General features: G+C 54.8%; 25 protein-coding genes and 4 pseudogenes. 17 read left to right on the plus strand and 12 right to left on the minus strand.

From position 1 onward, the window contains the following. Positions 1–307: 307 nt before the first annotated feature. Positions 308–964, minus strand: coding sequence for an MliC family protein (locus BK660_RS00650; protein WP_123431617.1), 657 nt, complete (start codon positions 962–964; stop codon positions 308–310). A 246-nt stretch (positions 965–1210) separates the two neighbouring features. Here BK660_RS00650 and BK660_RS00655 point away from each other — a divergent pair, with 246 nt between their 5' ends. Continuing rightward, positions 1211–1888 carry a dTMP kinase gene (locus BK660_RS00655; protein WP_123431618.1) on the plus strand — a complete coding sequence of 226 codons (678 nt, stop codon included), beginning with the start codon at positions 1211–1213 and terminating at the stop codon, positions 1886–1888. Positions 1889–2203: 315 nt separating this feature from the next. Here BK660_RS00655 and BK660_RS00660 read toward each other — a convergent pair. Together BK660_RS00660 and BK660_RS00665 are read right to left on the minus strand one after the other, a co-directional pair. Further along, positions 2204–2733: pseudogene (locus tag BK660_RS00660) on the minus strand (cupin). Between the two features lie 178 nt (positions 2734–2911). After that, positions 2912–3151, minus strand: coding sequence for a hypothetical protein (locus BK660_RS00665; RefSeq protein ID WP_123431619.1), 240 nt, complete (start codon positions 3149–3151; stop codon positions 2912–2914). Between the two features lie 376 nt (positions 3152–3527). Here BK660_RS00665 and BK660_RS00670 point away from each other — a divergent pair. The 6 genes and pseudogenes from BK660_RS00670 to BK660_RS00690 form a co-directional block, all read left to right on the plus strand. After that, a pseudogene (locus tag BK660_RS00670) lies at positions 3528–4340 on the plus strand (cytochrome ubiquinol oxidase subunit I); the annotation flags it as partial. 94 nt (positions 4341–4434) lie between these two features. Continuing rightward, positions 4435–4533 (plus strand): annotated as a pseudogene (locus tag BK660_RS32845) (cytochrome ubiquinol oxidase subunit I); the annotation flags it as partial. 58 nt (positions 4534–4591) lie between these two features. Beyond that, entirely contained in the window at positions 4592–4894 is a 303-nt protein-coding gene (locus BK660_RS00675) for a cytochrome d ubiquinol oxidase subunit II (protein WP_123432510.1), read from the plus strand. 106 nt (positions 4895–5000) lie between these two features. Continuing rightward, positions 5001–6788, plus strand: coding sequence for a thiamine pyrophosphate-requiring protein (locus tag BK660_RS00680; protein ID WP_123431620.1), 1788 nt, complete (start codon positions 5001–5003; stop codon positions 6786–6788). Positions 6789–6855: 67 nt separating this feature from the next. After that, positions 6856–7287, plus strand: a complete 432-nt coding sequence (locus BK660_RS00685) for a DNA methylase (protein WP_123431621.1) — start codon at positions 6856–6858, stop codon at positions 7285–7287. A 362-nt stretch (positions 7288–7649) separates the two neighbouring features. Continuing rightward, a complete protein-coding gene (locus BK660_RS00690) occupies positions 7650–7886 on the plus strand; it encodes a hypothetical protein (RefSeq protein ID WP_123431622.1) in 237 nt (78 codons plus the stop codon). A gap of 155 nt (positions 7887–8041) precedes the next feature. On the opposite strand, the gene BK660_RS32850 is transcribed toward BK660_RS00690, so the two are convergent. The 3 genes from BK660_RS32850 to BK660_RS00705 form a co-directional block, all read right to left on the minus strand. Next, positions 8042–8251, minus strand: a complete 210-nt coding sequence (locus BK660_RS32850; protein WP_123432511.1) for a hypothetical protein — start codon at positions 8249–8251, stop codon at positions 8042–8044. 144 nt (positions 8252–8395) lie between these two features. Then, complete coding sequence (locus tag BK660_RS00700) at positions 8396–8674, minus strand: hypothetical protein (RefSeq protein WP_123431623.1); 279 nt, start codon at positions 8672–8674, stop codon at positions 8396–8398. 160 nt (positions 8675–8834) lie between these two features. Continuing rightward, a complete protein-coding gene (locus BK660_RS00705; RefSeq protein WP_123431624.1) occupies positions 8835–9650 on the minus strand; it encodes a DUF1206 domain-containing protein in 816 nt (271 codons plus the stop codon). Between the two features lie 149 nt (positions 9651–9799). Between BK660_RS00705 and BK660_RS00710 the strand changes: the two genes are divergently transcribed. After that, positions 9800–10705, plus strand: a complete 906-nt coding sequence (locus BK660_RS00710; protein WP_123431625.1) for a LysR family transcriptional regulator — start codon at positions 9800–9802, stop codon at positions 10703–10705. Here BK660_RS00710 and BK660_RS00715 read toward each other — a convergent pair. The 4 genes from BK660_RS00715 to BK660_RS00730 form a co-directional block, all read right to left on the minus strand. Beyond that, positions 10695–11471, minus strand: coding sequence for a substrate-binding domain-containing protein (locus BK660_RS00715; RefSeq protein ID WP_123431626.1), 777 nt, complete (start codon positions 11469–11471; stop codon positions 10695–10697). The two genes, BK660_RS00710 and BK660_RS00715, sit on opposite strands and share 11 nt — an antisense overlap. 24 nt (positions 11472–11495) lie before the next feature. Beyond that, positions 11496–12788: an MFS transporter gene (tcuC, locus tag BK660_RS00720; protein ID WP_123431627.1), complete on the minus strand. Its 1293-nt coding sequence runs from the start codon at positions 12786–12788 to the stop codon at positions 11496–11498. Between the two features lie 166 nt (positions 12789–12954). After that, on the minus strand, positions 12955–15198 hold the full coding sequence (locus BK660_RS00725) for an ATP-binding protein (RefSeq protein WP_259698457.1): 2244 nt from the start codon (positions 15196–15198) through the stop codon (positions 12955–12957). Next, positions 15188–15745, minus strand: coding sequence for an ATP-dependent Clp protease proteolytic subunit (locus BK660_RS00730; protein WP_123431628.1), 558 nt, complete (start codon positions 15743–15745; stop codon positions 15188–15190). Before BK660_RS00730 ends, BK660_RS00725 begins: the two co-directional genes overlap by 11 nt. A 264-nt stretch (positions 15746–16009) precedes the next feature. On the opposite strand from BK660_RS00730, the gene BK660_RS00735 reads away from it, so the two are divergent. The 3 genes from BK660_RS00735 (at position 16010) to cydB (ending at position 18884) form a co-directional block, all read left to right on the plus strand. Continuing rightward, positions 16010–16372, plus strand: coding sequence for a KGG domain-containing protein (locus tag BK660_RS00735; protein ID WP_123431629.1), 363 nt, complete (start codon positions 16010–16012; stop codon positions 16370–16372). Between the two features lie 118 nt (positions 16373–16490). Then, the gene (locus BK660_RS00740; RefSeq protein ID WP_123431630.1) at positions 16491–17867 is read left to right on the plus strand and encodes a cytochrome ubiquinol oxidase subunit I; all 1377 of its coding nucleotides are present in this window, start codon (positions 16491–16493) and stop codon (positions 17865–17867) included. Between the two features lie 15 nt (positions 17868–17882). Further along, the gene (cydB, locus tag BK660_RS00745) at positions 17883–18884 is read left to right on the plus strand and encodes a cytochrome d ubiquinol oxidase subunit II (RefSeq protein WP_123431631.1); all 1002 of its coding nucleotides are present in this window, start codon (positions 17883–17885) and stop codon (positions 18882–18884) included. A gap of 130 nt (positions 18885–19014) precedes the next feature. Here the strand turns inward: cydB and BK660_RS00750 are convergent, their stop codons facing one another. Next, positions 19015–19524, minus strand: coding sequence for a cupin domain-containing protein (locus BK660_RS00750; protein WP_123431632.1), 510 nt, complete (start codon positions 19522–19524; stop codon positions 19015–19017). Between the two features lie 92 nt (positions 19525–19616). Beyond that, positions 19617–20540: a LysR family transcriptional regulator gene (locus BK660_RS00755; protein WP_123431633.1), complete on the minus strand. Its 924-nt coding sequence runs from the start codon at positions 20538–20540 to the stop codon at positions 19617–19619. Between the two features lie 141 nt (positions 20541–20681). Between BK660_RS00755 and BK660_RS00760 the strand changes: the two genes are divergently transcribed. The 6 genes and pseudogenes from BK660_RS00760 (at position 20682) to BK660_RS00785 (ending at position 24026) form a co-directional block, all read left to right on the plus strand. Continuing rightward, a complete protein-coding gene (locus tag BK660_RS00760; RefSeq protein WP_123431634.1) occupies positions 20682–21086 on the plus strand; it encodes a RidA family protein in 405 nt (134 codons plus the stop codon). Between the two features lie 112 nt (positions 21087–21198). After that, a pseudogene (locus BK660_RS00765) lies at positions 21199–21372 on the plus strand (alcohol dehydrogenase); the annotation flags it as partial. Between the two features lie 26 nt (positions 21373–21398). After that, the gene (locus tag BK660_RS00770) at positions 21399–22007 is read left to right on the plus strand and encodes a trimeric intracellular cation channel family protein (protein ID WP_123431635.1); all 609 of its coding nucleotides are present in this window, start codon (positions 21399–21401) and stop codon (positions 22005–22007) included. 100 nt (positions 22008–22107) lie between these two features. Beyond that, positions 22108–22389: a hypothetical protein gene (locus tag BK660_RS00775; protein WP_123431636.1), complete on the plus strand. Its 282-nt coding sequence runs from the start codon at positions 22108–22110 to the stop codon at positions 22387–22389. A gap of 302 nt (positions 22390–22691) precedes the next feature. Next, complete coding sequence (locus tag BK660_RS00780; protein ID WP_123431637.1) at positions 22692–23063, plus strand: DUF3302 domain-containing protein; 372 nt, start codon at positions 22692–22694, stop codon at positions 23061–23063. A gap of 3 nt (positions 23064–23066) precedes the next feature. Then, entirely contained in the window at positions 23067–24026 is a 960-nt protein-coding gene (locus BK660_RS00785; RefSeq protein WP_123431638.1) for an HlyD family secretion protein, read from the plus strand. Positions 24027–24050: the final 24 nt, after the last annotated feature.

Below are 24050 nucleotides of genomic sequence, written 5' to 3' on the forward strand. Positions count from 1 at the left end.
CGCCCGGGTTGTGTCCGAAAAATAAAAGTAGGAGCTGATGCCCAGTAGTCGAGGGTGACCACCGGTAACCACTGGAGCATCGGCTCCTACAAAAGCTGTTCTGAGCTAGCTGAAGACAGTGATTGTCGACACTATTTCGTGATAGAGGCGGAATATAATGATTTATGCGGGTCGCATCAACAGTATTGTCGACACATTTGAGGGGTCGCTTAAACGCATGCGATGTACGGTCGCATGTTCGAGCGAGCAGGATCGTGGTCCCAGAGCGGTTGGAGCGACAAATGCAGACCGGATACCGCCAGAGCCTTCAGCCGACCGGTTCGGCCGTACAGTTCATCTCTCCAGAGCCCGGTTTCTGGAAAAACACCCCGTTTTCGTTTTGCCGGAAGCTGTAGCTCCCCAAGACATCCTTGCCGGTGTATTGGGTGCCTGAATAGCTTTGCACCTGGCTGAGGGTGACCGAGGTGTTCGCCCACTTCAGGTACACGACACCCGGTTGCGTAGTAAAAAAAGTCGCGGCAATCGGTGCGTTAAACCCGGCACATCGAAACGCCTGAGGGCCTTCGGTCAGCCTATCTGGGTCCTTGGTTCGCACAATGGCCGAGCCTTGGCGCAGTTGGTAGGCACGCTGGGCATAACTGCGGATCGTGCAGGCCTTGGCCTCAGGCCCGGAGCCGCACTGGTTGCGGGCGTCGATCCAGAACTGCTGGTCGATGATGACTTTGTCGGGCGGCGGTACGGACCGTTCGTCCGTGAGCGCCAGGCGATAGAGACGCGTCAGCTCAAGGTCCATCTGCGCGAGTTGCGGATCGCGGCAGATAAGCTTTTCCACGGGGACTCTGGTGCTGGTGCAGTCGAAACTGGTCTTGTAGGTTCGCGGAGGTGATGCGGCATTGGCGCAGGAGATTGCCGCCGCGCTGATGCTGGCGAGCAGGCAGGTGAAAAGGGCCGTGAGCGTTTTCATGTTGACGTCACTCAGATCATTTTCTGTAAGCGACTATAACCCCATGCGAGAGAAGTTCCACCCAGGCACTTCATTGAACTTATGGGCGATGACCGGTGCTCATAAGCAGCTATAGCCAGAAAGTAAGTTAGAGTGTCCGTCATTGCCTGTTCATCAGGCCCCCCCCACTCGATTCCCGTAATTGCGCCAAGCGGTTCCAGCGCACGAACCGGACAAAAAAACCGTACACCAATTGATAGTTGAAGAATGAATCGTCCGCTGTTTGTTTCTCTGGATGGGCCCAAGGGAACCGGCAAAACCACACTGTTGGAAGCCGTTACGAAAGCACTGAGGGCCGACAACAAAAAGGTGATCCGACTTTCCGAGCAAAAAAGCGATCCCTATCGGGGTGAAACAATGACCCTCGTTAACAAACTCGTCAGAAATCCCACCCGGGATTTAGAGTTGGAGGTTTGTGAGCGCCTGGCAGATAGCCGTAGCTGGATTTCCCAACACGTGCTGGCTGAACAGCCACCAGACAGCATCATCTTGATCGACCGCTGGTACCCGTCTGATGCCGCGTTTCGCCGAATCGTCCCGTTTGCAGAGATTCTGCAGTTGAACATTGATCGAAAAGTGCAAGTACCAGACCTGCATGTCGGGGTTGTCACCCACCCTGAAATTTCATGGGCAAGGGCAACGGCACGACGGCGTGGGCTGAGCAGTACGGTGATGCATAAGCTGGAAGAACATGTCGCTTGTACCCAGGCGTTCGAGCAAGCGATTGCAGATCACGGCTGGGTTTTGTGCCGTAATGAAGGAACGATCGAAGAGGCAACGATGCAGGTGGTTTCTGAGATCTATAGAGTCCTTCGATGCTCCGTAGGCAAAGTTCGCGACGCCGGCCTTGATTCGGTCGAGATAGCTGAAGACATAGGTCGTTAGCCAAGAGGGCAGGGGGCTCAGCCTGCCCGCAGCAAGTGTGGTGCGGTCGAGAATGGAAGCGGCCGTAGCGGACGGACTGTGCGCTCAGCTGCTGGCTAAACAATTCCGACAAACGACAGAATCACCAGGACAATCACAACGGCCCCAACGATGTAGATAATATTGTTCATGACAACCTCTCTATTTCTCAACAGGGTGTAAGACACCAAGGTGCCTAATTCAAATGACACCCTGGTTTGCATTTCCGTTCCGTAAACCGTTGGGTGGCTCCGCGCATTTGAAAATCGCGACCTCCGATATCGCGGATGGATGCAATCAGATGTGATCGCTCCAATACCGCTGCAGCGCGCCATTTACGCCCATACCGGGTCCTGGTCTGGAAACGGCAGATTTGCAATGCTCACCAGCTGCTCCGGATTCGGCGCTTCGCGACAAATGTTGCCGTTCTGCCCTGGTGGGTAAGCACCGACAACCATAAAGTCGTCACTGGAGCTTATATTGCAGTGGCCGGTGCCGGCAGGTAAGAGCAACACGTCGCCAGCGCTAACTTCCAGCACCCGACTCTCAGGGCCGCCAAGCATCAAACGAGCGAAGCCGCTGGCAACACCCAGCACCTCATGGCCTTCGGTATGGTAGTGGTGAAAGTCATAAACCCCATAACGCCATTGGGGCGGCCATCCATTGGCACTGAAGGTTTTCTCGAATAACGCAGCTGGATCGCTACCTTGAATTGCAATAGCTTTGATATAGATGAGCACAGGCAGGCGAGCGTTGTTCGGCACCCAGCCGTTGCGATCGAGTAGCAGGGCTTGTATGGGCGCATGTACAGCTTCTGACTTGACCATTAGCGGGCCTCAAACGAAAGTGGGTTCCCCATGGGACCTGCAATGGGATAGGAGCAAGGTAGGAACCTTCCAGAAGTTGGGTAACCACGCCTTGATTTTACGGCTATTGATAGTTGTCGAAGACAACACTGTCTGAGGAAGCTAGGGCTTAAAGCCCTAGCAAATCTAATCGCAGAGGTTACTTTTTCTTTTTCGCCGGCTTATCTGACTTCTCGGATTTTTTGGCCGTTGCTGGCTTGCTATCAGCTTTTTTTGCAGATTTCTTTGGTTCGGCATCTTTTTTCTTGTCTTTCTTTTGGGAAGATTTCGAAAGAGCCGAGGCCGCAGCTGATTTCTTTGTCGATGATGACTTTTTGTCTTTCAATTCCTTGCTGGCTTTCGAAGCATCACCTTTGCTTTTCTTCTCGTCTTTAGCCATTTTGCGCACCTCTCGGAGTATGCCGGTATTGGCACATTTGCCTGTGCGATTTTCCACAAGCTAATCATTAGGCGAGGGCGTCCTGAAGCGGTTCATTTTTTTTGAAACGTCGAAATGGCTTTGGGTGAAGCACCTGGTAGGGGTGGCACGCTTCTCATTGGAAACTCTTGATGGCTGCTTGCCGTGTGTTCAGTGGAATGCCATAGAAGCAGGCTGAACAAACGAGTAAGTTGATTGGCAGATGTTTTCAAAACTCGTTGCGACTTCAGAGGTCAACGATTCATCACTGCGCAAGTGCGCCGCAACGCGCGCGGAGAATGGATGGATACCTAGCACATCACCAAAATCTCTGTAGTCCTGTCAGAGACTTGAGGGCATGGACGGCTTCGAGTCGGCGCTGATCGCTGCGCGCGCCCAGTTTGCGATCACCATCAGCTTTCATATTGTGTTGGCCGCGCTCACCATCGGGTTGGCCAACTTTCTGATGGTGCTGGAAGGTCTTTGGCTCTGGCACAGACGAAAGATCTATCTGGATGTTTACCTCTTCTGGCTGAAGGTATTTGCCCTCAACGTGGCCGTGGGAACGGCGTCGGGTCTGATTCTGGAGTACCAGTTCGGACTCAACTGGTCGCGACTGTCCACACAAGCGGGCGATATCCTGGGCCCGTTAATGTTTTACGAAGTGCTCGCCGCTTTTTTTCTGGAGGCGGGCTTCCTCGGCATCATGCTGTTTGGCCTGAAGAAGGTCGGCCCTCGTCTGCATTTCTTCGCCACCTGTGCGGTAGCCATTGGCTCATTGATCAGTGCGTTTTGGATCCTGTCGGCCAATTCCTGGATGCGGATGATCGTCGTGCTCTCACCTCTGCAAATCGTAGTGGGTGATCTACACGGTCAGCACAACCTGAAGGTTCAACCCATGAAGGTTGCTGCTATTGAAGGCTCGTGGACGCGTCCACCTGAACACGCGGGTGAACCGTTACGCTTGTTTGCCATTCCCGACATGGACGAACGGCGCAATCGTTGGGAAGTGGCGATTCCACGGATTGGCTCACTGTACCTGCGGCACGACCTGACAGGCACCATCCCCGCGCTGGACGAATTCCCGCCCGAAAACCTTCCGCCGGTACCGATTGTGTTTTTCGCGTTTCGTTTCATGGTGGGTCTAGGGCTGTTGATGGTGGGGCAGGGGCTGACCAGTTTGGTGTTGCGAAGGCGGCAGCGGTTGAACACCTCACGTTGGATGCTGCGAGGGTGTACTGATGGCTCCGGCTGGATTTCTCGCGATGCTGTTTGGCTGGGTAGTGACAGAGGTAGGTCGCCAACCTTTCACCGTCTATGGCCTGCTGCGCACAGCGGACAGTCTGTCCTCGGTGTCGCGCCAGCAGGTGATCGGCTCAGCCTGGACGATCCTGATGTTTTACCTGCTGATATTCGGTGTCGATGCCGGCCATGACGTTGCTTGTTGCATTGCTGATTGGCTTCGCCTTGGGCTTTCGAAGCCGTCGTCATTTTCTGCCGCTGTTCTGTGCATTGGGCGTTTTCATATTGGCGTTTGCATTGATGATTGCGGCGCTCTTTCCAATGATTGTGCCGCCGAAATTGACCTTGCAGGCTGCTGCCTCAAGCCCCAACAACCAGATCTTCATGCTGGTGGGTTTTGCGGTGCTGATCCCGGTAACGCTCATCTATAACACCTACGGCTTCAGCGTCTTCAGCGGGAAGGTTCGATCTGATCGTGACTGACATCCGGCAGAACTTCGATCTGCACCCGAGTGTCCAGACCCTTACACGTTCCGACGGGATGTTCTGTCGGAAATGCTCGATGCACCGGTTGAAGGCGAGGAACAACATGACGACGACAGTTGGCGACTTTCTGATTGCACGGCTCAGCGAATGGGGTGTGACCCGGATTTTTGGTTATCCAGGCGACGGCATCAATGGCGTATTCGGAGCACTGAGCCGGGCCAAGGGAAAGATTGAGTTCGTTCAGGCCAGGCACGAAGAAATGGCCGCTTTCATGGCGTCGGCACATGCCAAGTTCACCGGTGAGTTGGGCGTTTGTATTGCCACTTCGGGCCCTGGCGCGTCGCACCTGATCACCGGACTGTACGACGCACGAATGGATCATATGCCGGTGCTGGCCATCGTCGGCCAGCAGGCGCGTACCGCGCTGGGCAGCCACTACCAGCAGGAACTCGATCTGGTGTCGATGTTCAAGGATGTCGCTGGAGCCTTCGTGCAGCAGGCGTCGGCACCGGCGCAAGTACGACACTTGATCGACCGCGCAGTGCGCACCGCCATCGGCGAGCGGCGTGTAACCGCAATCATTCTGCCCAATGATGTGCAAGATCTTGAATATGAGGCGCCGGGCAGGGCCCATGGTACTGCGCATTCGGGGGTTGGTTACAGCAAGCCTAGAGTAGTGCCTTACGAGGCGGATCTGCAGCGAGCGGCAGACGTTTTGAATGCGGGTGAAAAGGTCGCGATTCTGGTCGGCGCCGGCGCCTTGCAGGCCACCGATGAAGTGATTGCCGTGGCGGAAAAGCTCGGCGCCGGTGTGGCGAAGGCCTTGCTCGGTAAGGCAGCACTGCCCGACGATTTGCCGTGGGTCACTGGCAGTATCGGTTTGCTCGGTACCGAGCCCAGCTACAAGCTGATGACCGAATGCGACACCTTGTTCATGATTGGCTCGGGCTTTCCGTACTCCGAGTTCTTGCCAAAAGAAGGGCAGGCGCGCGGCGTGCAGATCGATTTGCAACCGGACATGCTAAGCCTGCGCTATCCAATGGAGGTCAATCTGGTCGGCGATGCTGCAGAAACACTTGCCGCGTTGCTGCCGTTGCTCGAACAGAAGACCGAGCGCAAATGGCGGAAAAAAGTTGAAGGCTGGCGCGGCAGTTGGGAGAAGACCCTGGAAAAACGCGCCATGGCCAAAGCCAGTCCGATCAATCCCCAACGCGTGGTCTACGAACTGTCCCCACGTTTGCCGAACCAGGCGATCATCACCAGTGACTCGGGTTCGTGCGCCAACTGGTACGCCCGCGACCTGAAAATCCGTCGCGGTATGAAGTGTTCGCTTTCTGGCGGATTGGCTTCGATGGGTGCTGCCGTGCCGTATGCGATTGCTGCGAAATTCGCGTTTCCCGAGCGCCAGGTGATTGCGCTGGTAGGTGACGGAGCCATGCAAATGAACAACATGGCCGAGTTGATTACCGTCGCCAAATATTGGCGTCAGTGGGAAAGCCCAAAATGGATCTGCGCGGTCTTCAACAACGAAGATCTGAATCAGGTCACCTGGGAGCAACGGGTGATGGAGGGTGATCCGAAATTCGAGGCCTCGCAAAATATCCCGGACGTGCCGTATCACCTGTTTGCCATTTCGATTGGGCTCAAAGGGATTTTCGTCGAGCGCGAGGAAGATGTCGCTGCTGCGTGGGAGCAGGCTCTGGCCTCGGACGTTCCTGTGCTGATCGAATTCAAGACCGACCCCGACGTGCCGCCGTTACCGCCGCATATCAAGCTCGAACAGGCGAAGAAGTTTGCCACGACTTTGCTCAGGGGCGACCCGAACGAGGCCGGGGTGATCTTGCAAACCGCCAAACAGGTATTGGGAGCGGTACTGCCGCACAAAAAATAAGCGCTGCCAGCCATTGAACCGATGCTTGTTCCTTACGCGCGACTCAAGTCAGTAGAGGAAAGTTTCGATGCACAAAATCATCAGTGCCCAAGACTTGAACATCGATCTGGAAAACGCGAATGAGGAGGGCCTGTTCAAATGGCTGGTCGCCAGTTTTTTGATGGGTAAAAGGATTCAGGCCCAGATCGCCGCCGAAGCTTATCGAGTGATTGTGGTTAAGCACCAGCGTGACACACCACGCAAGCTTGCCAACTGCACTCACCGCGAACTCGTTGCGATGCTCGGAGAGGCGCACTACGTGCGTTACGACGAAACCACTGCTGCGCGTCTGCTGGCGTTGGCCCACAAGCTCAACAATGATTATGCAGGGAAGGTGAGCAATATCGTAGAGGCGAGTACTGACCGCCGGGACTTTGAGAATCGGCTTGCCGCGTTTGAAGGCATTGGCCCCAAAACCGTCGAAATTTTCATGCGGGAGGGGTCAAGGGTAATCCTGTGAAACGCTCGGGCATGCCAGGCACAAGAAGATGCGCCTGGTGCGCACTGAGGATCAAACAGATGAAGGTTCATCCTGCGTTGGTTTTGATTTGCCAAGTATGTAACACGGATGGAGCTGGCCATTGGGGTGAGTAGTCACTACAACACTGAGGAGCTTCCATCCCTCGTGAAGTTTAAGATTCACGTCATTGGTAGATAACGCTTCGGTGATTTGGTACGCCTCAGACATATGCATATGACTTGCTCTGATTTATGGACTCACCCGTTAGGCATACGTCGATCAGGCGGGTTCCCCCGTAGTGTAGAGCGGTTTCGCAGCAAGTTTGACTGACAGTTGTGGTTCCCCATTACAAGGATTTCACCATGCGCAGATACGTCCTGGAATACCTTTTCAACGGCCAGTCCCGCACCCACCTGTTCGAACTCAAGCAGGCTCAGTTGCCTTTACACGAGGCGGCGATGCATTTGCTAGAGCTTCATTTCGGGGACGCAGAGAATGGCTTGATCATGCCCCCTGCGGATGCGACGCCAGAGAAGATTCTAGAGCAGGCTGAGCGGGTAGGGCTGACACAGATTAAGGTCGTCGATCAATCCAGTTGATACAAGGTGCGGCGAGCCGCAGCCGTGAACTGGCAGAATGGAAATGCCATTATTGACGAGGTTTTTTTTCGAAGTACAGTAACCCAAAGGGGTCAGCGCGATATCAGAAGAGCCGACGTGGCGCGTCAGGCGACTTATCGTGACGTTGCCATTCTCTAGTTCTGTTGTCCTTGAAGGTTCTTTTTGAACCCGCGCAGGTTCATAAGGAAGAGGCAAACCTGCAGAACGATTAATGCATACGCGTCTGCGTAGACTCCCCAGATCACCCAGAGCACGTTGCTCAGACTGAAACATACAAATCCTGCCATTCGCCTCGCGGGTCTTTGAGACCCGATCAGCCACGCGGCTAACACCGTAACCAACATTGCGGGCCATTGCACCCAGTCCAGATAGGCCAAGACTCTCAGCCTCCTTCCACATTGAATTTTTGATACGGCAGGGAAGCGCGGCCTCGTTCAGCAGATTCAATCCCTACATTTCCATCCTGGGTTCGTCCCGCAGGGCGCATCTCAATACACTTGGTTGCGGTGTGTCAGCATCAGTTTCACTCTGGTTTTGTAAGCAATCTTGCCTCCGGTATCCGAAAAAACGTGGTCGATGTCTACGACTCGATATTCCTCTTCTTCGGAGGCCGTTTCTCCCCATGCAGCACCAAGGCCTTGATGATTGAAGCGGTCACCTATCGACACAGCTGGGAACGGCGTTATTGCTTCAATGCTCCAAACGGGGGCATTAGTGAAAGACTCTTTGTAGACTTCGAAATAGTACTCAATTTGCTGAGCGCTCATAAAACCTCCTGACACTGGTTTGCTCACGAAAATAAGCAGTTCATCAGTATCAGATTGTTGCCTGAATCGGATCGTTCAGTTTGAATGCTCCTGAATGCCCTCGCCAATCACTCTTACAGCACCCTCTGGCGAGCCTCTCTTCACCAGCATCACGTAGTGACTAAGATTTCGGCGCCCCATGCACATCCATGTTTATTTTGCGCCAGGCGGCTTCGGAAAAGCTGTAGGCCGAAAAGGCGATCAACCCCAGAGCCATTACCATTAAAATCAAGGCTCCGGCTGGCAGGTTCTGGAGAGCATCAAGGGCTTCCTTCATGCCAGGAGGATCCATGGCTTTATAACGGGAGCCGCTGATCGCGAGCAACAGCGCTATCTCAATAAACACCACTCCTCGAGCTATTAGTCCAAACCGAGACACCGGGCGTATATAGCGCATTACGTCTTCGTCAGCCTCAAAGTACTTCTCGAACGACGCCTTCCATCCCTTGATGATGTGAGCGATTCCGACTCCGAGTGGGACGAGCGCCATAAGGTAGACCAACACGTTTGAGTGATCCCAAGACAAAAGATGCGCCAGTAAATCCTTTGTCTCCCCACCACTGGAGTTGCCTGAACTTCTGATGCCAGTGATGAGCAGGCCCAATGCAAAAAACGCAAGGGCGCCGTTAACCAAACCTCCCGCCAACAAACCTGTACGAATCACCAAGCCCTTAAGTTTCCTACCGTGATGATCGACGTCGCGAATCGCTTGAAGCAATCGCCACCCGGCGAAAGCTAGCAAACCAGCCACCACTAGCCCGACCAGGACATATCCGAACGGCTGGCTTAACAACGCCTCAAGGCTTTTCTGACTGTCCTTCGGTCTTGTCGAGTCTTGAGCCGCCAGCAGAGCGAAGATACCAATGATCAAATACAGAACGCCTCGAGCGGCATATCCGCCCCGAGCGAGTACGACAAGGGTTTGTTGAGCGGACATTGGATTATTTCCGAGGGGTTATACAGGAGCAGACCCATTACGTCGGAAGGGGTTCGATAAACCGACTCGTTCCATGTGGTTACATTGCGCATTAATTTTGTGCATTCATAGGATAAGCTGATCAATCTGTCTGATCCCGAGTGCGCACCATGGCCATCAACTTCGACCTCAACGACCTGCAAGCTTTTCGCGCCGTGGTCGAGCAGGGCAGTTTTCGCAAAGCCGCCGACGCCGTGCGTATATCCCAGCCTGCCCTGAGCCGGCGCATCGAAAAACTTGAAGACGCCCTCGGCGTGCGATTGTTCGAACGCACCACACGTAAGGTCAGCTTGACTCAGGCCGGGCGCGGGTTCATGCCCAGCGTCGAGCGCTTGCTGGACGATCTGGATGTGGCGCTACTGGGAATCAGCGAAGTCGCCTCGACCCGGCTCGGCCATGTCACGGTGGCCTGCGTGCCCTCGGCGGCGTATTACTTCATGCCGCGCGTGATCGCCCATTACCATCGGCAGTTCCCGAGGATCAAAGTCAAAGTGCTCGACTCTAGCGCCCACGACGTACTCAGCGCCGTGGTCAATGGCGAGGCGGATTTCGGCCTGAGCTTCATGGGTACGCTGGAGGCTGAAGTCGAGTTCGAGCCGTTGGTGCAGGAAGGTTATGTAGTGGCCTGTCGGCGCGATCATCCGTTGGCGGGTCGAACCAGCGTGACCTGGGAGGAGTTCTATCAGCAGGATTACATCTCGCTGGACAAGACCTCGGGCAATCGCTTTTTGCTGGATCAAGCGCTGGCCGGAATCGTGCCGCAACGGCAGAGCATCTGTGAAACCCGGCATGTGACGACGATGATTGGCTTGGTGGAAGCGGGGTTGGGGGTAGCGGCGGTGCCGCTGATGGCGATGCCGGCAGCTGATCACCCGATTCTGACGCGGGTGCCGCTGACCGACCCACAGGTGATGCGCAGTGTCGGCCTGATCAAGCGCCGGGGTCGCACGTTGACCCCGGCTGCATTGGAACTGGAACGGCTGGTGGTGGAAATGAAAATTCAGGTTAGCGACTGACCGAATCCAGCCCGGTGGCCTTTACGTCCGGTTGCGCTGCCGAGGACGCCAGGTACTCCAGCAAGGCTTTGGCTTCAACCGGGTGTTGCGCGCCCACGGGAATGCCGGCTGCGAAGCGCGTCACCGATTGCACCGACTCTGGAATCTTTGCCACAAAACTTACGCCCGGCACCGGCAGCAATTCGCTGACCTGCTGGAAGCCCAGTTGGTAGTCGCCGGTGGCAACCACCGAGCCTACCGGAATTTTCGGGATCATCTTTGATTTGGGTTTGAGTTGGTCTTCAATGCCCAGGCGCTTGAATAGTTGATCTTCGATGTACACGCCACTGGCGCTGTCGGAATAGGCCACGGATTTAGCGTCCAGCAACGTTTTTTTCAGTCCCTCGACGGAGCTGATATCCGGTTTCGGAGCACCTTCGCGCACCACCAGGCCGATCCGCGAATCCGCCAGTTCCACCCGTGAAGCGGGATCAACTTTGCCTTGCTTGATCAGGTCATCAAGGGCGTAGCCGACCATGATCACTACGTCAGCTTTTTCTCCGCGAGAAAGACGGTTGGGAATAGCTTCCGGCGCTTTGCCCATCGACGGGCCAAGGGCGGTGTCCAGCGTGTTGCCGGTAGACGCAGCGAATTTCGGGCCGAGGACTTTATAGGCTGCGGTGAAACCACCGGAGGTCATCACGCGGATCTCTTCCGCTTGGGCGAAAGGACTCAGGCCGAGGCTGGCCACCAAGGCCAGGGCAGCAACATTGAATAGTTTTTTCATGGTCATTTTCTCGAAAGTGCTGGTTCAAGACATCGCTGGTTGCAGGCGGCCACTAGAGCGGCGATAGAGATATAGCGTGGCGCACAGGGCACAGAGCGCGGCGAAACTCATCCAATAGCCGGGAGCAGCTTTGTCACCGGTGTACTGAATCAGGAAAGTCGACATCGCCGGGGTGAAGCCGCCAAACACCGCCGTAGCCAGGCTGTAAGCCAGGGAGAAACCGGCGACGCGGACTTCGACCGGCATGATTTCCGTGAGCGCCGCAATCATCGCGCCGTTGTACAAACCGTAAATGAACGACAACCACAGCAAAACCAACAGCATGTTGACGAAGCTTGGCGCGTTGACCAGATAAGTCAGCGCTGGATACGCAGTGGCTAGGGTAAACAGCGCCATGGCGATTAGCACTGGACGCCGACCGATGCGATCAGACAACGCGCCGCCAATGGGTAACCAGAAGAAGTTCGAAACACCCACCAACAAGGTCACCAATAGCGCATCCGACGTACTCAGGTGCAGCACGGTTTTGCCGAAGGTTGGTGCGTACACGGTGATCAGGTAAAAAGCCGTGGTGGTGAGGGCGACCATCATCATTCCGGCGAACACGATGACCCAGTTCTGCGCGAGGGTGCGGAACACATCGCCCATACTCGGCCGATGTTTGCGCGCTTCGAATTCCTCGGTTTCTTCGAGGTTACGGCGCAGGAAAAAAATGAACGGCACGATCATGCAACCGACGAAAAACGGAATCCGCCAGCCCCAATCGGCAATCATTGCGGGCGCCATCCACTGATTCAGCCCGTAGCCCAAAGCCGCCGCGACGATAATTGCCACTTGCTGGCTGGCCGACTGCCAACTGGTGAAGAAGCCTTTGTTGCCCGGGGTGGCGATTTCCGAGAGGTACACCGAGACGCCACCCATTTCCGCACCGGCCGAGAAGCCTTGCAGCAAGCGACCGATCAGCACGAGGGCCGGTGCAAATAGGCCGATGGTTTCGTAGCCGGGCACCAACACAATGAGAATCGTGCCGCTGGCCATAATCGACAGCGTCACGATCAAGCCTTTGCGCCGACCCACATCGTCGATGTAGGCACCGAGTACCACCGCGCCCAACGGGCGCATCAGGAACCCCGCGCCAAACACCGCGAAGGTCATCATCAGGGAGGCAAACTCACTGCTGGCCGGGAAGAACACAGCCGCAATTTGCGTGGCGTAAAAGCCGAAAAGGAAAAAGTCGAACTGTTCGAGGAAGTTGCCCGAGGTGACCCGGAAAATCGCACCGGCGCGTGAAAGCCCGGAAGGGTTTGATGTTTTCATTGACCTGTACTCCACCGCTTTTATGACGTGCGCTACCTGGACACAGCGCACGGTTCTTATTGGGGCGAATGGTGGAGCAGGGCGATCAATATGATAAGTGCATTGTTGGCATGCATTAATGCATGAAACAGATCAATACAGATCTATCGAGTCGGGAGAGGTTCGATTAAAGGTCGGGCTTCAGCAATGAATGCACTCGTGAAGTGAGTTCATTAAGACTGAAGGGTTTGGTCAGTAATCGGGTTGTCCTGTCGACAGAGACAAGTCGCGAACCGCCAGCAAACCCGGTAATGAAAAGTACTTTAAGCGGCGGATATTTTTTCTTGAGTTCCGCAGCCAGACTGATCCCGTTCATCAATCCTGGTAAACCTACATCGGTCAGCAGTAAATCAAGGTGTTCCAGCTTCTCCGCCTGTTTGATGGCAGAAACACTATCCACTGCCTCAATGACGCGATAGCCAATGTCTGACAAAAGCTCCGACGCCATTTGCCGGATAGCCGCTTCGTCGTCCACCAGCAAAATAGTTTCGTTCTGCCCCGACGGCACCATCTGTTGAGTGTCACCAAGATCTACTTTTGGGTCATCTGCCTGCGAATTATCTACCGGAAAATACAGCGTCACAGTGGTGCCGATACCCAGGCTGCTGTGGACTTTGACCTGACCACCGGATTGCTGAGTAAAGCCATATATCATTGACAGACCCAGCCCGGTACCTTCGCCCAACTTCTTGGTCGTGAAGAACGGGTCGAAGATGCGCGACAAGATGTCAGGACTGATCCCTGTACCGGTATCCGTGGCGCAAATGCTCACATATGCGCCAGGCGGCATCATTTTGTCGGATGAAGAGGCTTGATCGATAACGCATCGATCAACCTTGAGGTCGAGCCTGCCTCCATTGGGCATTGCATCCCGTGCATTGATTGCAAGATTAAGCAGCGCGTTTTCCAGTTGGTTAAGGTCACACCTGATACGGTCGGTCGTTCTGAATGAGCACTCGACTATAATGCTCGGCCCCACTGAACGCCGAATCATTTCTTCAAGATCTGCGATTACTTTTCGAGGATCAAGCAGTTCAGGCTCGAGTGATTGCTGCCTGGAGAACGCAAGTAGTCGTTGCGTTAATGCCGCCGCTCGAGATGCCGAGGTCAAGGCAACTGAATTGTATCGGGCCAGATCGTCGTAGCGACCCGCATCAATGCGTCGTTGCATCAGTTCCAGGCTACCGATGATCCCCGCCAACAGATTGTTGAAGTCGTGGGCGATTCCGCCGGTAAGCTGCCCGACCGCTTCCATTTTTTGGCTTTGCCGCAACTTGGATTCCGTTACGGCGCGCTCTCGCTGTTCTTCTTCCAGTTGTTGGGTACGTTCGCCAATGCGTTCTTCAAGTAAGTCGTTCCAGTCACGCAACGCACTCTCCAGTTGCACCCGGTCTTCTATGTCCTCGATGGTGCCGTACCATTGTTCGGATTTTCCGGCGCTGTCGCGGCTGCACAGCGCACGGACTCTAAACCAACGGTAATCGCCCGTGTGTTTTCGAAATCGGACTTGCAGATCGAAAGGCTGCAGTGTGGCCAGAGATTGATCCCAAAGAGCCGCGATTGACACCTGATCCGCCTCATACGCGGCATTGGCCCACTGACGTTCCAATGTCTGCTCGAGCGACAGACCGGTGTATTCGTGCCAACGCGGATCGATAGAAATCAGGTTACCGCCCTTGTCGGCAGTCCAAGGCCACAGTGGATTGAGCTCAGCTGCAATGCGGTAATGCCTTTCGCTTTCACGCAGGCGTTTTTCTGTGGAGCGCATAGCGTCCAAGGTCTTGAAGCGCTTCAACGCCGCACCAAGCAGATTGCTATATCCGCGGAGGAAGTCGATATCGCTCTGCGTAAACTGACGAGGACTTCGGCTGTCCACCTCAAATATTCCGAAAGGACGTTCTCCTTTTGCGCCGTGGACTAGAACGTTGACGAAGGCTTTTACCCCATTGTTCTTTTGAAAATCGTGATACCGAAACCGTGACTCCGTAGAAATATCCGTCGAAATGACGGGCGCGTTGGTGTTGAGTGAGAAGATTTCGGGACTGCCTTCGCAGGCTTGCACCCGAACCTTCCCGACCACATCGGGTGCCCAGCCCACACCATTTCTCACGAAGAACGTGATGCCGTCTTCTTCAAGCAGCATGAATTTGGCGAGGTTGGTTTCAAGCGCCTCACCGACTAGTCGACAGGCCTCGTCGAGGATTTGTTCAAGGTCATCTGACGCCAAGGCGAGCTCACCAAACTTGGCGAGCACCTTACGCTGGCGCAGTAACGTATCCTCTATTTTCATAGGCTCACCCAAGGTGGTTTCAATATCCGAGGCTTGGGTTTCAGCTAGGTTCAATCGGCTTGCAGGCTGATCATCCGCCACTGACCTTCCAGTGTTTGACATCATCAGCGAACATCATTTGTTTCATCTCATGCGCAATCCCGTAAGCGAGGGACTCGTGGGCAGCGATGACTTTTTCCTCCGCTGAAAGGCAGTGAAAAATATCGAGCTTGGTCTCTGCATCAGCGGTTTCCAGCGTGAAAATCTGGACGTAACGCGCGAGGTCATTGTCGAGGCTCGATAGATATTCGCGCAGGCGTTGGTGATCGACGGATTTCTGGTTGAAATACCAATTCATCGGGTGGATCAGGAATCGAGAGTGGGGCGACGTTATTCGCCGGCTTGCTGCCAGAAACATGATGATGCCCATCGACTCGATGTTCCCGGCATTAATCGCACATAGCGGAACAGGCAGTGACTTCAGAAAGGTATAGAGCGTGAAGCCGAAATTGGTGCTGCCGCCAGAAGTGGACAGGTTCAGCAGCAAGGACGTGGCGCCTTGATCAATGGCTTCAAGACAGCAATCTCTGAAACGCTCAGTCGTTGCCTGGTCGATCTGGCAGTGAAAGTGCACGATATGTTCGGTCATGACTGACTTCCGAAATTTGTCATTTGTAAAGCTGCTTATGAGCTAGAAAGCTTAGTTCATATTGGCCATTTTTTAGCGAAAAAAACGACTTCTAAAGCCCACTTTGATCACCCGTTCCGCCAGTCGAAAGTCTCTATCTTTCAGGGAACTAACGTCGAAAATCCATTGGTCGCCAAATTCGATTTTCGTCCAAACTTTCAATTTTCTGCGCCCTCCGAATTAGACGAGCAAATGCTCGTATTAACGAAGTAGAGGTGAATAGAAATGGCCAATACCGGAAACAACAATCCCGGCAATTTTTCTAATGACCGAGATAAGGCTTCTGAAGCAGGCAAGAAGGGTGGGCAAGCTTCAGGAGGTCAACAATCACGCGATGCCGATCGTATGTCCGGAGGAGGGCAAGGCACCAATCGCGGAGGCGAATTCGCTGACGATAAGGAAAGCATGGACAAGCCTGGGCAAAAAGGCGGCCAGGCATCGGGCGGGCAGCAATCAAACAAGGATGATCAGTCCACCGGCGGGGGCCAGAGCGGTCGCGGCGGCAACTTTGCCGATGACCGGGACAAAGCCTCTGAAGCGGGCCGTAAAGAAGGTGAAAACAGCGGTGGCGGAGGGCGTCAATCCTGAAGCCGGGTGATTATCAAGCCCCGAATTTTTCGGGGCTTGATTGAAAAAATTCGCGCGCCATGAACATTTTGGTGTTTGAAAGGTTCTACCGTGACACTGCTCAACACGAGTGACCTTTATGGACGCTGTCGAGTCGGGCCTTTTGGCTGCGCGAGCTCAGTTCGCAATCACCATCAGCTTTCATATCGTGCTGGCAGCATTCACCATCGGCCTGGCCAATTTTCTCATGGTGCTGGAAGGCCTGTGGCTGTTGCGTGGTAGGAAGATCTACCTGGATGTCTATCGTTACTGGTTAAAAATATTTGCCCTTACCGTAGCGGTGGGCACGGCCTCGGGGCTGATTCTGGAATACCAGTTCGGACTCAATTGGTCGCGTCTTTCAACCCAGGCCGCAGACATCCTTGGCCCATTGATGTTCTACGAAGTGCTGGCCGCTTTTTTTCTGGAGGCCGGCTTCCTGGGAGTCATGCTGTTCGGGTTGAAGAAGGTCGGGCCGCGCGTGCATTTCTTCGCTACCTGCGCAGTCGCATCCGGGTCATTGATAAGCGCATTCTGGATCCTGTCGGCCAATTCCTGGATGCAGACACCGGCGGGTTTCTCAATTGGCATTGATGGCCGTTTCATCGCCCAGGATTGGTGGGCGATCATCTTCAATCCATCTTTTCCGTATCGACTGGTGCACATGACCTTGGCAGCCATGCTCGGCACAGCCACTCTGGTAGCCGGAGCCAGTGCATGGCAGGTGTTGAAGCAACCAGAAAACCCGCGAGCTCGCCTTCAATACTCCATGGCGCTATGGACAATCCTCGTGCTCGCCCCCACACAAATCGTCGTCGGACACTTCCACGCAGAACACAGCCTCGTCGTACAGCCGCAGAAGGTGGCGGCCATCGAAGGCTCCTGGACACGTCCACCTGAAGGGGCGGGCGAACCTATGCGTCTGTTTGCCGTGCCGGACATGGAGGAGGGGCGCAACCATTGGGAATTGGCGATTCCCCGAATAGGCTCGCTATATCTGCGTTACAACCTGACGGGTTCCATCGCCGCGCTGGATGAATTTGCGCCCCATGACATCCCGCCCGTGCCGATTGTGTTTTTCGCTTTTCGTTTCATGGTCGGGCTGGGTCTGTTGATGCTGGGGCAGGGCTTGATCAGTTGGGTGCTGCGTCGCCGGCATCGGCTGTTCAGGGCTCGCTGGATGATGCGAGGTTGCGTGCTGCTGGCTCCCGCCGGATTCTTGGCCATGCTCAGTGGCTGGGTGGTGACGGAGGTCGGCCGCCAACCGTTCACGGTCTACGGTCTGCTGCGCACGGCTGACAGTTTGTCGTCGGTTTCGCATCGACAGGTGATTGCATCGACGTGGTCGATCCTCGGGTTTTATCTATTGATCTTCGGCATCGGACTTTGGGTGCTTTTGCGAATCCTGCGCAAACCTGCGCAGAAGGATGAACCCGGGCCGCAACCCACGCTGGCGGATGAGACCGGCGATGCCTGAGGGGAGGGCGAACCCATGTTGGGCAATGACTGGATAACACTGCTATCAGCCGCAGCCTTGGCGTTTTCGGTGTTGAACTATGTCCTGCTCGACGGCACCGATCTTGGGGTGGGCGTTCTTTTAGGGCTTACCCGTTGTAGCAAGCAACGGCGGGCCATGGCAGTGACCATCTTGCCGATCTGGGACGCCAACGAGACCTGGCTGGTGCTGGGAGGCGGTGGCTTGCTGGCGCTCTTTCCAATGGCCTACGCCATCTTGCTTCCGGCGCTATATCTACCATTCATTGTGATGTTTCTGGCTTTGATTCTTCGTGCGGTCGCGTTGGAATTTCGCGACTATGCGCCTGATCAAACCATCAAGCGTTGTATTGACGGCTTGCTCATGTGTGGTTCGTTGCTCGTCGGCGGATCACAGGGAATAGTCCTTGGCACGTTGGTTCAGGGCCTGCCGAATAACGGCGTGCAATACACCGGGAATGGGCTTGAATGGCTGAATATGTTTCCACTGTTTTGTGGCGCAGTGCTGGTGGTGGGCTACACATGGCTGGGCGCGTGCTGGCTCTATTGGCGCACCGAAGAGGAACTACAGCAGCGATCAAAGCGCCTGGCAAAAAGGCTGGCCGTGGTGACCATCGTTTTGCTGGTGGTTTTGGTTGCCTGGACGGCGAAGCTGGATGTTCGGTACGCGCGACGGCTTTGCGACACGCTGATCTGGCTGCCGGGCGCCGCGTTGTTTATTAGCCTCTCAGTGGGCTTCATCATGGGCTGGCGGAGCCGTCAGGAGTATCTGCCATTGTTTGCGGCGCTGGGTATCTTTGTCCTGGCCTTTGCGATGATGATCGCAGCGCTGTATCCAATGATTATCCCGCCGAACCTGACCCTGCAAGCAGCTGCCTCCAGCCGCGTCAGTCAGATGTTCATGCTGGTTGGCTTCGCCGTATTGATACCGGTGACGCTCATCTACAACACCTATGGCTTCAAAGTTTTCAGTGGCAAGGTTCATCCGGTTCGGGATTGATCAGGGAGGGCCATTGGAGAAGTTCTACTCAGACACATCATTTAACATAATATACATTACACGTAACACCGTATTTCACGATTTGCCCGGTTGCACGCAGATTTCACAGCCCTCGATCCACCTCAAGCCCTTATCCTCGTGTAAGCCTTTTTATCAACATCGAATACTCAGGAAACCGCTCACTGAGCTTTTCTCGATCACCCAATTCCATATCCGCATAATCAAACCCTGGCGACACCGCTTCACTGATCAAGCCGAATCCACCTGATCCCTCTACAAGCCGCGAAGCTTTCCAAACGCCGCCAGGTACATTCAGCTGCAAACATTCTCCCGCGATGACATCGCTGCCCATCATGACGGTCTTCAATGTGCCGTCCGGAAAAATCAGCGAGTACTCGATGGCATCGCCCAAATGAAAGTAATGAACAATATCGGACTGGTTGAGATGAAAATGGCCAACGGGGGAATCTTGCGTTAACAGATAATAAATCGACGTCATCCGGTAACGCTGTCCACCAGTCGTTGTGACCATGCTTTGATCATCCGACTGATACGTTCTGCGGTAGTAGCCGCCTTCCAGATGCGGCTCCAGATCGAGCGCTGCGACCAGATCGTCGATACCGGGTGTCTTTAAATACATTGTGAAAACCCCTGCTGAGCGTTATTGATGTAGATATCGACACGTTTGTAGACGTTAGCAACATAACTCGACTAAATAGTGCTTTAGATGAGTTAGCCCTGTCGGCCGCCTACAGGCGCATGGTGTGCCATCAGTTCGACCACCCACTCTATGAACACTCGCAGCTTGATGCTGATATGCCGGTTCGGCGGATAGGCCACGTAGAGTGGCATCGGATCGAGCCTCCAGTCTTTGAACAGTTGCACCAGTTCACCGCGTTCCTCGTGGATTCTGGACATGTATTTGGGCAGCCAAAGTACGCCCAACCCGGCAAGTCCGGCGGCGATATAAGCATTGCCATCGTCGACGGCCAATACGTAACGGCCTTTGATTTGAACGTGCTCACTTTGGTTATGCATGGCATAAGGCACGGGTTTGCCGGTGCGTGCCCACAAGAAACCGACGATACGATGATCCGAGTCTTCCAGTTCCTGCGGATGCGCGGGTGTGCTGTTGCGCTTCAGATAATCGGGTGATGCAAATACGCCAAGTTGCAGGTCCCCTACCCTCCGCGCTATCAGCGACTGGTCCGTCAACTCGCCGCCGCGCACTACGCAATCGACGTTTTCATCAATTATATCGACGAGGCGATCACTGACGCCCATGTCGATCTGGATGTCGGGATATCGCGCGTAAAACGCCGGTAATGCCGGCACCAGGATCAGACTGGCCAGCGGGCTGGGGACATCCACTCGCAGCCGGCCCCTGGGCAGCGCGGATGCGTCGGACAGGCTGGTTTCAGCATCGTCCATGTCGGCCAGCAGCCGCAGCACCCGCTCGTAATAAACTGCGCCATCGGCCGTGACGTTGACTTTGCGCGTCGTACGGTTGAGCAATTTAACGCGTAACCGGGCCTCCAACTGCTGCACCAGTTGCGTCACGGTGGTCTTGCTCATGTGCAGCGTTTCGGCGGCCTTGGTGAAGCTGCCCACCTCCACGACTCGAGCAAATGCCTGCATCGCATCAAAACGGTCCATTGTTGCCCCGGCTATCGATCGGATTGTTTGAGTTTTACAAACAGTGATGCCTAAGGTTGCTCGTTTATCGGCCTTGCACAAGTACTTACAGTCTCTCCAACGTTAGATCCGGGCCGGTTTGGGCTCTTCGAGGAGTAATGTATGACACCGCGTGATGTCGTTTTTCCACCAGGACGCCAGGCGCTGTATGAGCGCAATCGCTATTCGCCGGCCATTCGTTCCAATGGCTTTTTATTCGTTTCCGGGCAAGTCGGCAGCACCGAGGAGGGTTCGCCCGAACCCATATTGGAAGACCAGGTCCGCCGCGCGTTCAACAATCTCAATGCCATTCTGATTGAAGCGGGTTGCACCTTCGACGACGTGATTGACGTGACCATCTTCATGGTCGATCCCGAATCAACGTTCGAGAAGATCTGGACAGTAGTACCGGAATTCTGGGGTAACGCGCCGCACCCGACGTTAACCGCTGTCGGCGTGACGTGGCTCTATGGCTTCCAGTTCGAGATCAAGGTGATCGCCAGGCTCGCGGAATCTACAACCGGCTAATCCACACAGCGGTGCGCCCCATTCATCAACTTCCGAGACAAGCGCAAGCGCCCCGCTACACTTCCTTATCTGCGCCGCGCCTCCCAAGCGGCCGCTGTTATGGAGGTTCCCCATGAGCGACAGCACCGAACTTTCGACGTTCACCGGTTGGGCCGCAACGAAGGCTGGCGCGCCACTTGAACGCCATAGCTATGTTCCGGGCAGCGAGGAAGTGGGAGTCGCCGTGGAGTATTGCGGAGTCTGCCATTGCGACCAATCGATGATCGATAACGAATGGGACATCAGCCACTAAGCCTGAGAACGGAGTAATGGATGCTTTATTTTCAGCAAATGTTGGGCACTGCCGTGTTTGCCATTACCGGGGTGCTGGCGATCCAGAAGGCGGGGGTCGATGTGTTCGGCGCCGTGGTACTGGGCATCATCACCGCTATTGGTGGCGGCACCGTTCGCGACCTGATACTCGATCAACCGATTTTCTGGATCGCGGACTTCAACTACATCTGGGTTGGCTTGATTGCAGCCACGCTGGCTTTTTTCCTCACCAAAAAGTTCCAGCAGCGTTATCGCCTTTTGCTGTACCTCGATGGTTTTGCGGCCGCGCTGTTCGGGTTGGTCGCTACCGAGAAAGTGCTCGGATTACATCTGGCTGCGCCGTTTGCCGTGATGATGGGCGTACTGACCAGTATTGGCGGCGGCATCGTGCGCGATGTTCTGGCGAGCAGAACCTCGTTGTTGATGTCACGTGAGATCTATGCCACGCCGATCCTGCTGGGGTGCATCGTCTATGTCTTGTTGCGCGATGTATTCCCGACCATCCAGGTCGCCGGATGGATTGCCTTGCTCTTCACCTCGGGCCTGAGGTTTCTCGCGATTTACAAGGATCTGCAAATGCCGACGATTTTATCCACCCGGCAGGGGTAACAATGAAGCTGATGTTCGGCGTTACTCGAAATGAACCGTCCAACGCTGATCGACCCGAACGGTGTTGCTGGTAAGTAAAAATCTACTAAGGAGCTTGGTTATGAGAATCATCGCGACCCTTGGATGCACACTCTTGTTCTCCCTGGCTTTGCCATCGCTATCCTTCGCCGCTTCAAATTGCGATAACGCGGGCAGTGCAAGTGCTGCCAAAAACTGCATAAAAAACAACAATGATCAAAAAGGGAAAGGCAATTGCAATGGAAATGGCAACTGCGACAAAGCCAAGGATGCCAAAAACAAATCTGATGATTATTCGGTCAGTTGCATGGAGATCAACAACATGACCCTGCGCCGTCAATGCCTTGATAAACGCAGGGATTGATTGACGGACGCAAGTGGGAAGCGAGAGCTCTTCGCGCGTTTGAAGTCGAGCACTCGCCTCTCTCACCGATACGACCCAACAGCCAGAATTCAGTAGCGCGAGAAAAAACCAACGCTTGCATAAAACGACCTAGAACACAGCGGCAATTAAGCAGATTCTCTCGCTCGCTCTCCCGCAGGCCAGGCCTGCGCAGGCTGACAATTTAGTGACCGGTCCAATTCTGGTAATCAGGACCGCCCGCACTCCTAAAATCCGTGACTACACTGACCCAAGTACATCGCTTGTGCCATGAGGGGGAGACCATGCTGGATTACTTCGCGCTAGGCCTGTTGTTCTTTGTCGGCCTGGTCCTGTTCTACGGAATCATCGCGCTACACGACATTCCTTACGAAATCGCCGTACACCGCAATCACCCGCATCAGGACGCGATCCATGCCACCGGCTGGGTCAGTTTGTTCACCCTGCATGCGCTTTGGCCGTTTCTGTGGATCTGGGCGATGGCGTACCGGGAAGATCGGGGATGGGGATTTGGTGATGGCAAGTCACCACAAGTTCATGTCGCTCATCTGGAACAACAGGTGGCCGATCTGCAAAGTCGCATAGAGCGACTGGAGACGGCTACAGGCACTGCGCGGGGCAATCCGGCGTCGGACAATCGCGGTGAGGGAATCTAAGCCATGGATCTTCTGCTTGTTTTGACTTATGCCGCCATTTGCACCGCCATCTTCAAGATTTTCCGCATACCGTTGAACAAATGGACGGTACCGACCGCAGTCCTCGGCGGGATCCTGATCGTGGGGGCGATGATCTTCACGATGAACTACAACCATCCGTACTCCGAGGTGGCGCGCACTTACTTCGTTTCCGTGCCGGTCGTTCCGGTCGTCAGTGGCCAGGTCATTGACGTGCCGGTCAAGGTTAACGAGCCTTTGGAAAAAGGCGATGTACTGTTTCGGATCGACCCGGCCCCGTTCGAGTACAAGATCCAGTCCATCAAGGCACAGTTAGTCTCGGCAAAAGCTGATCGTGCCCGAATCACCGAGTTGATCAAACGCAACTTTGGCACCCAGCGTGAACTGGACGTCGTCGTCGCTCGCTCCGACGATCTTCAGGCACAACTGGACAATGCTCAGTATGAATTGGACAACACCACTGTTCGCGCCCCGAGCAAAGGCTTCGTCACCCATGTTTCCTTGCGTCCGGGCATGATGGCCACCAAGTTGCCCTTGCGGCCTTCCATGGTGTTTATCCCGCAAGAGGGACATTACTTAGCCGCTTGGATGCGTCAAAACAGCCTGTTGCGACTGGCGGTCGGCGATGAGGCGGAAGTGGCCTTCGATGGCATTCCCGGGAAGGTGTTCGAGGGCCGGGTCAAGACCGTCGTTACCGTTATCGCAGAGGGACAAGTTCAGCCCTCCGGAACATTGATTGGCTTCACGGGTTCACCGCCGGCAGGCCGGGTACCGGTCATTATCGAGATCACCGATCCGGACTACGCCCAATATGTTAACCAGATGCCTGGCGGCGCGTATGGGCAGGCGGCGCTCTATAGCCAGCACTTTGAGCATATCGCCATGATGCGCAAGATTCTGCTGCGCATGGCTGCTTGGATGAACTACATCTTTCCATTCCATTAATAAATAACAGGCGTCCCCTTTTAC

Source organism: Pseudomonas brassicacearum (assembly GCF_003732265.1).
GTDB classification, from domain to species: Bacteria; Pseudomonadota; Gammaproteobacteria; order Pseudomonadales; family Pseudomonadaceae; genus Aquipseudomonas; species Aquipseudomonas brassicacearum_D.

Excerpts from the sequence above, each read along its gene's own strand:
- BK660_RS00650 (WP_123431617.1), bottom strand. The coding sequence starts at position 964 with ATGAAAACGCTCACGGCCCTTTTCACCTGCCTGCTCGCCAGCATCAGC.
- BK660_RS00655 (WP_123431618.1), top strand. The coding sequence starts at position 1,211 with ATGAATCGTCCGCTGTTTGTTTCTCTGGATGGGCCCAAGGGAACCGGC.
- BK660_RS00665 (WP_123431619.1), bottom strand. The coding sequence starts at position 3,151 with ATGGCTAAAGACGAGAAGAAAAGCAAAGGTGATGCTTCGAAAGCCAGC.
- BK660_RS00675 (WP_123432510.1), top strand. The coding sequence starts at position 4,592 with ATGCCGGCCATGACGTTGCTTGTTGCATTGCTGATTGGCTTCGCCTTG.
- BK660_RS00680 (WP_123431620.1), top strand. The coding sequence starts at position 5,001 with ATGACGACGACAGTTGGCGACTTTCTGATTGCACGGCTCAGCGAATGG.
- BK660_RS00685 (WP_123431621.1), top strand. The coding sequence starts at position 6,856 with ATGCACAAAATCATCAGTGCCCAAGACTTGAACATCGATCTGGAAAAC.
- BK660_RS00690 (WP_123431622.1), top strand. The coding sequence starts at position 7,650 with ATGCGCAGATACGTCCTGGAATACCTTTTCAACGGCCAGTCCCGCACC.
- BK660_RS32850 (WP_123432511.1), bottom strand. The coding sequence starts at position 8,251 with ATGTTGGTTACGGTGTTAGCCGCGTGGCTGATCGGGTCTCAAAGACCC.
- BK660_RS00700 (WP_123431623.1), bottom strand. The coding sequence starts at position 8,674 with ATGAGCGCTCAGCAAATTGAGTACTATTTCGAAGTCTACAAAGAGTCT.
- BK660_RS00705 (WP_123431624.1), bottom strand. The coding sequence starts at position 9,650 with ATGTCCGCTCAACAAACCCTTGTCGTACTCGCTCGGGGCGGATATGCC.
- BK660_RS00710 (WP_123431625.1), top strand. The coding sequence starts at position 9,800 with ATGGCCATCAACTTCGACCTCAACGACCTGCAAGCTTTTCGCGCCGTG.
- BK660_RS00715 (WP_123431626.1), bottom strand. The coding sequence starts at position 11,471 with ATGAAAAAACTATTCAATGTTGCTGCCCTGGCCTTGGTGGCCAGCCTC.
- tcuC (WP_123431627.1), bottom strand. The coding sequence starts at position 12,788 with ATGAAAACATCAAACCCTTCCGGGCTTTCACGCGCCGGTGCGATTTTC.
- BK660_RS00730 (WP_123431628.1), bottom strand. The coding sequence starts at position 15,745 with ATGACCGAACATATCGTGCACTTTCACTGCCAGATCGACCAGGCAACG.
- BK660_RS00735 (WP_123431629.1), top strand. The coding sequence starts at position 16,010 with ATGGCCAATACCGGAAACAACAATCCCGGCAATTTTTCTAATGACCGA.
- BK660_RS00740 (WP_123431630.1), top strand. The coding sequence starts at position 16,491 with ATGGACGCTGTCGAGTCGGGCCTTTTGGCTGCGCGAGCTCAGTTCGCA.
- cydB (WP_123431631.1), top strand. The coding sequence starts at position 17,883 with ATGTTGGGCAATGACTGGATAACACTGCTATCAGCCGCAGCCTTGGCG.
- BK660_RS00750 (WP_123431632.1), bottom strand. The coding sequence starts at position 19,524 with ATGTATTTAAAGACACCCGGTATCGACGATCTGGTCGCAGCGCTCGAT.
- BK660_RS00755 (WP_123431633.1), bottom strand. The coding sequence starts at position 20,540 with ATGGACCGTTTTGATGCGATGCAGGCATTTGCTCGAGTCGTGGAGGTG.
- BK660_RS00760 (WP_123431634.1), top strand. The coding sequence starts at position 20,682 with ATGACACCGCGTGATGTCGTTTTTCCACCAGGACGCCAGGCGCTGTAT.
- BK660_RS00770 (WP_123431635.1), top strand. The coding sequence starts at position 21,399 with ATGCTTTATTTTCAGCAAATGTTGGGCACTGCCGTGTTTGCCATTACC.
- BK660_RS00775 (WP_123431636.1), top strand. The coding sequence starts at position 22,108 with ATGAGAATCATCGCGACCCTTGGATGCACACTCTTGTTCTCCCTGGCT.
- BK660_RS00780 (WP_123431637.1), top strand. The coding sequence starts at position 22,692 with ATGCTGGATTACTTCGCGCTAGGCCTGTTGTTCTTTGTCGGCCTGGTC.
- BK660_RS00785 (WP_123431638.1), top strand. The coding sequence starts at position 23,067 with ATGGATCTTCTGCTTGTTTTGACTTATGCCGCCATTTGCACCGCCATC.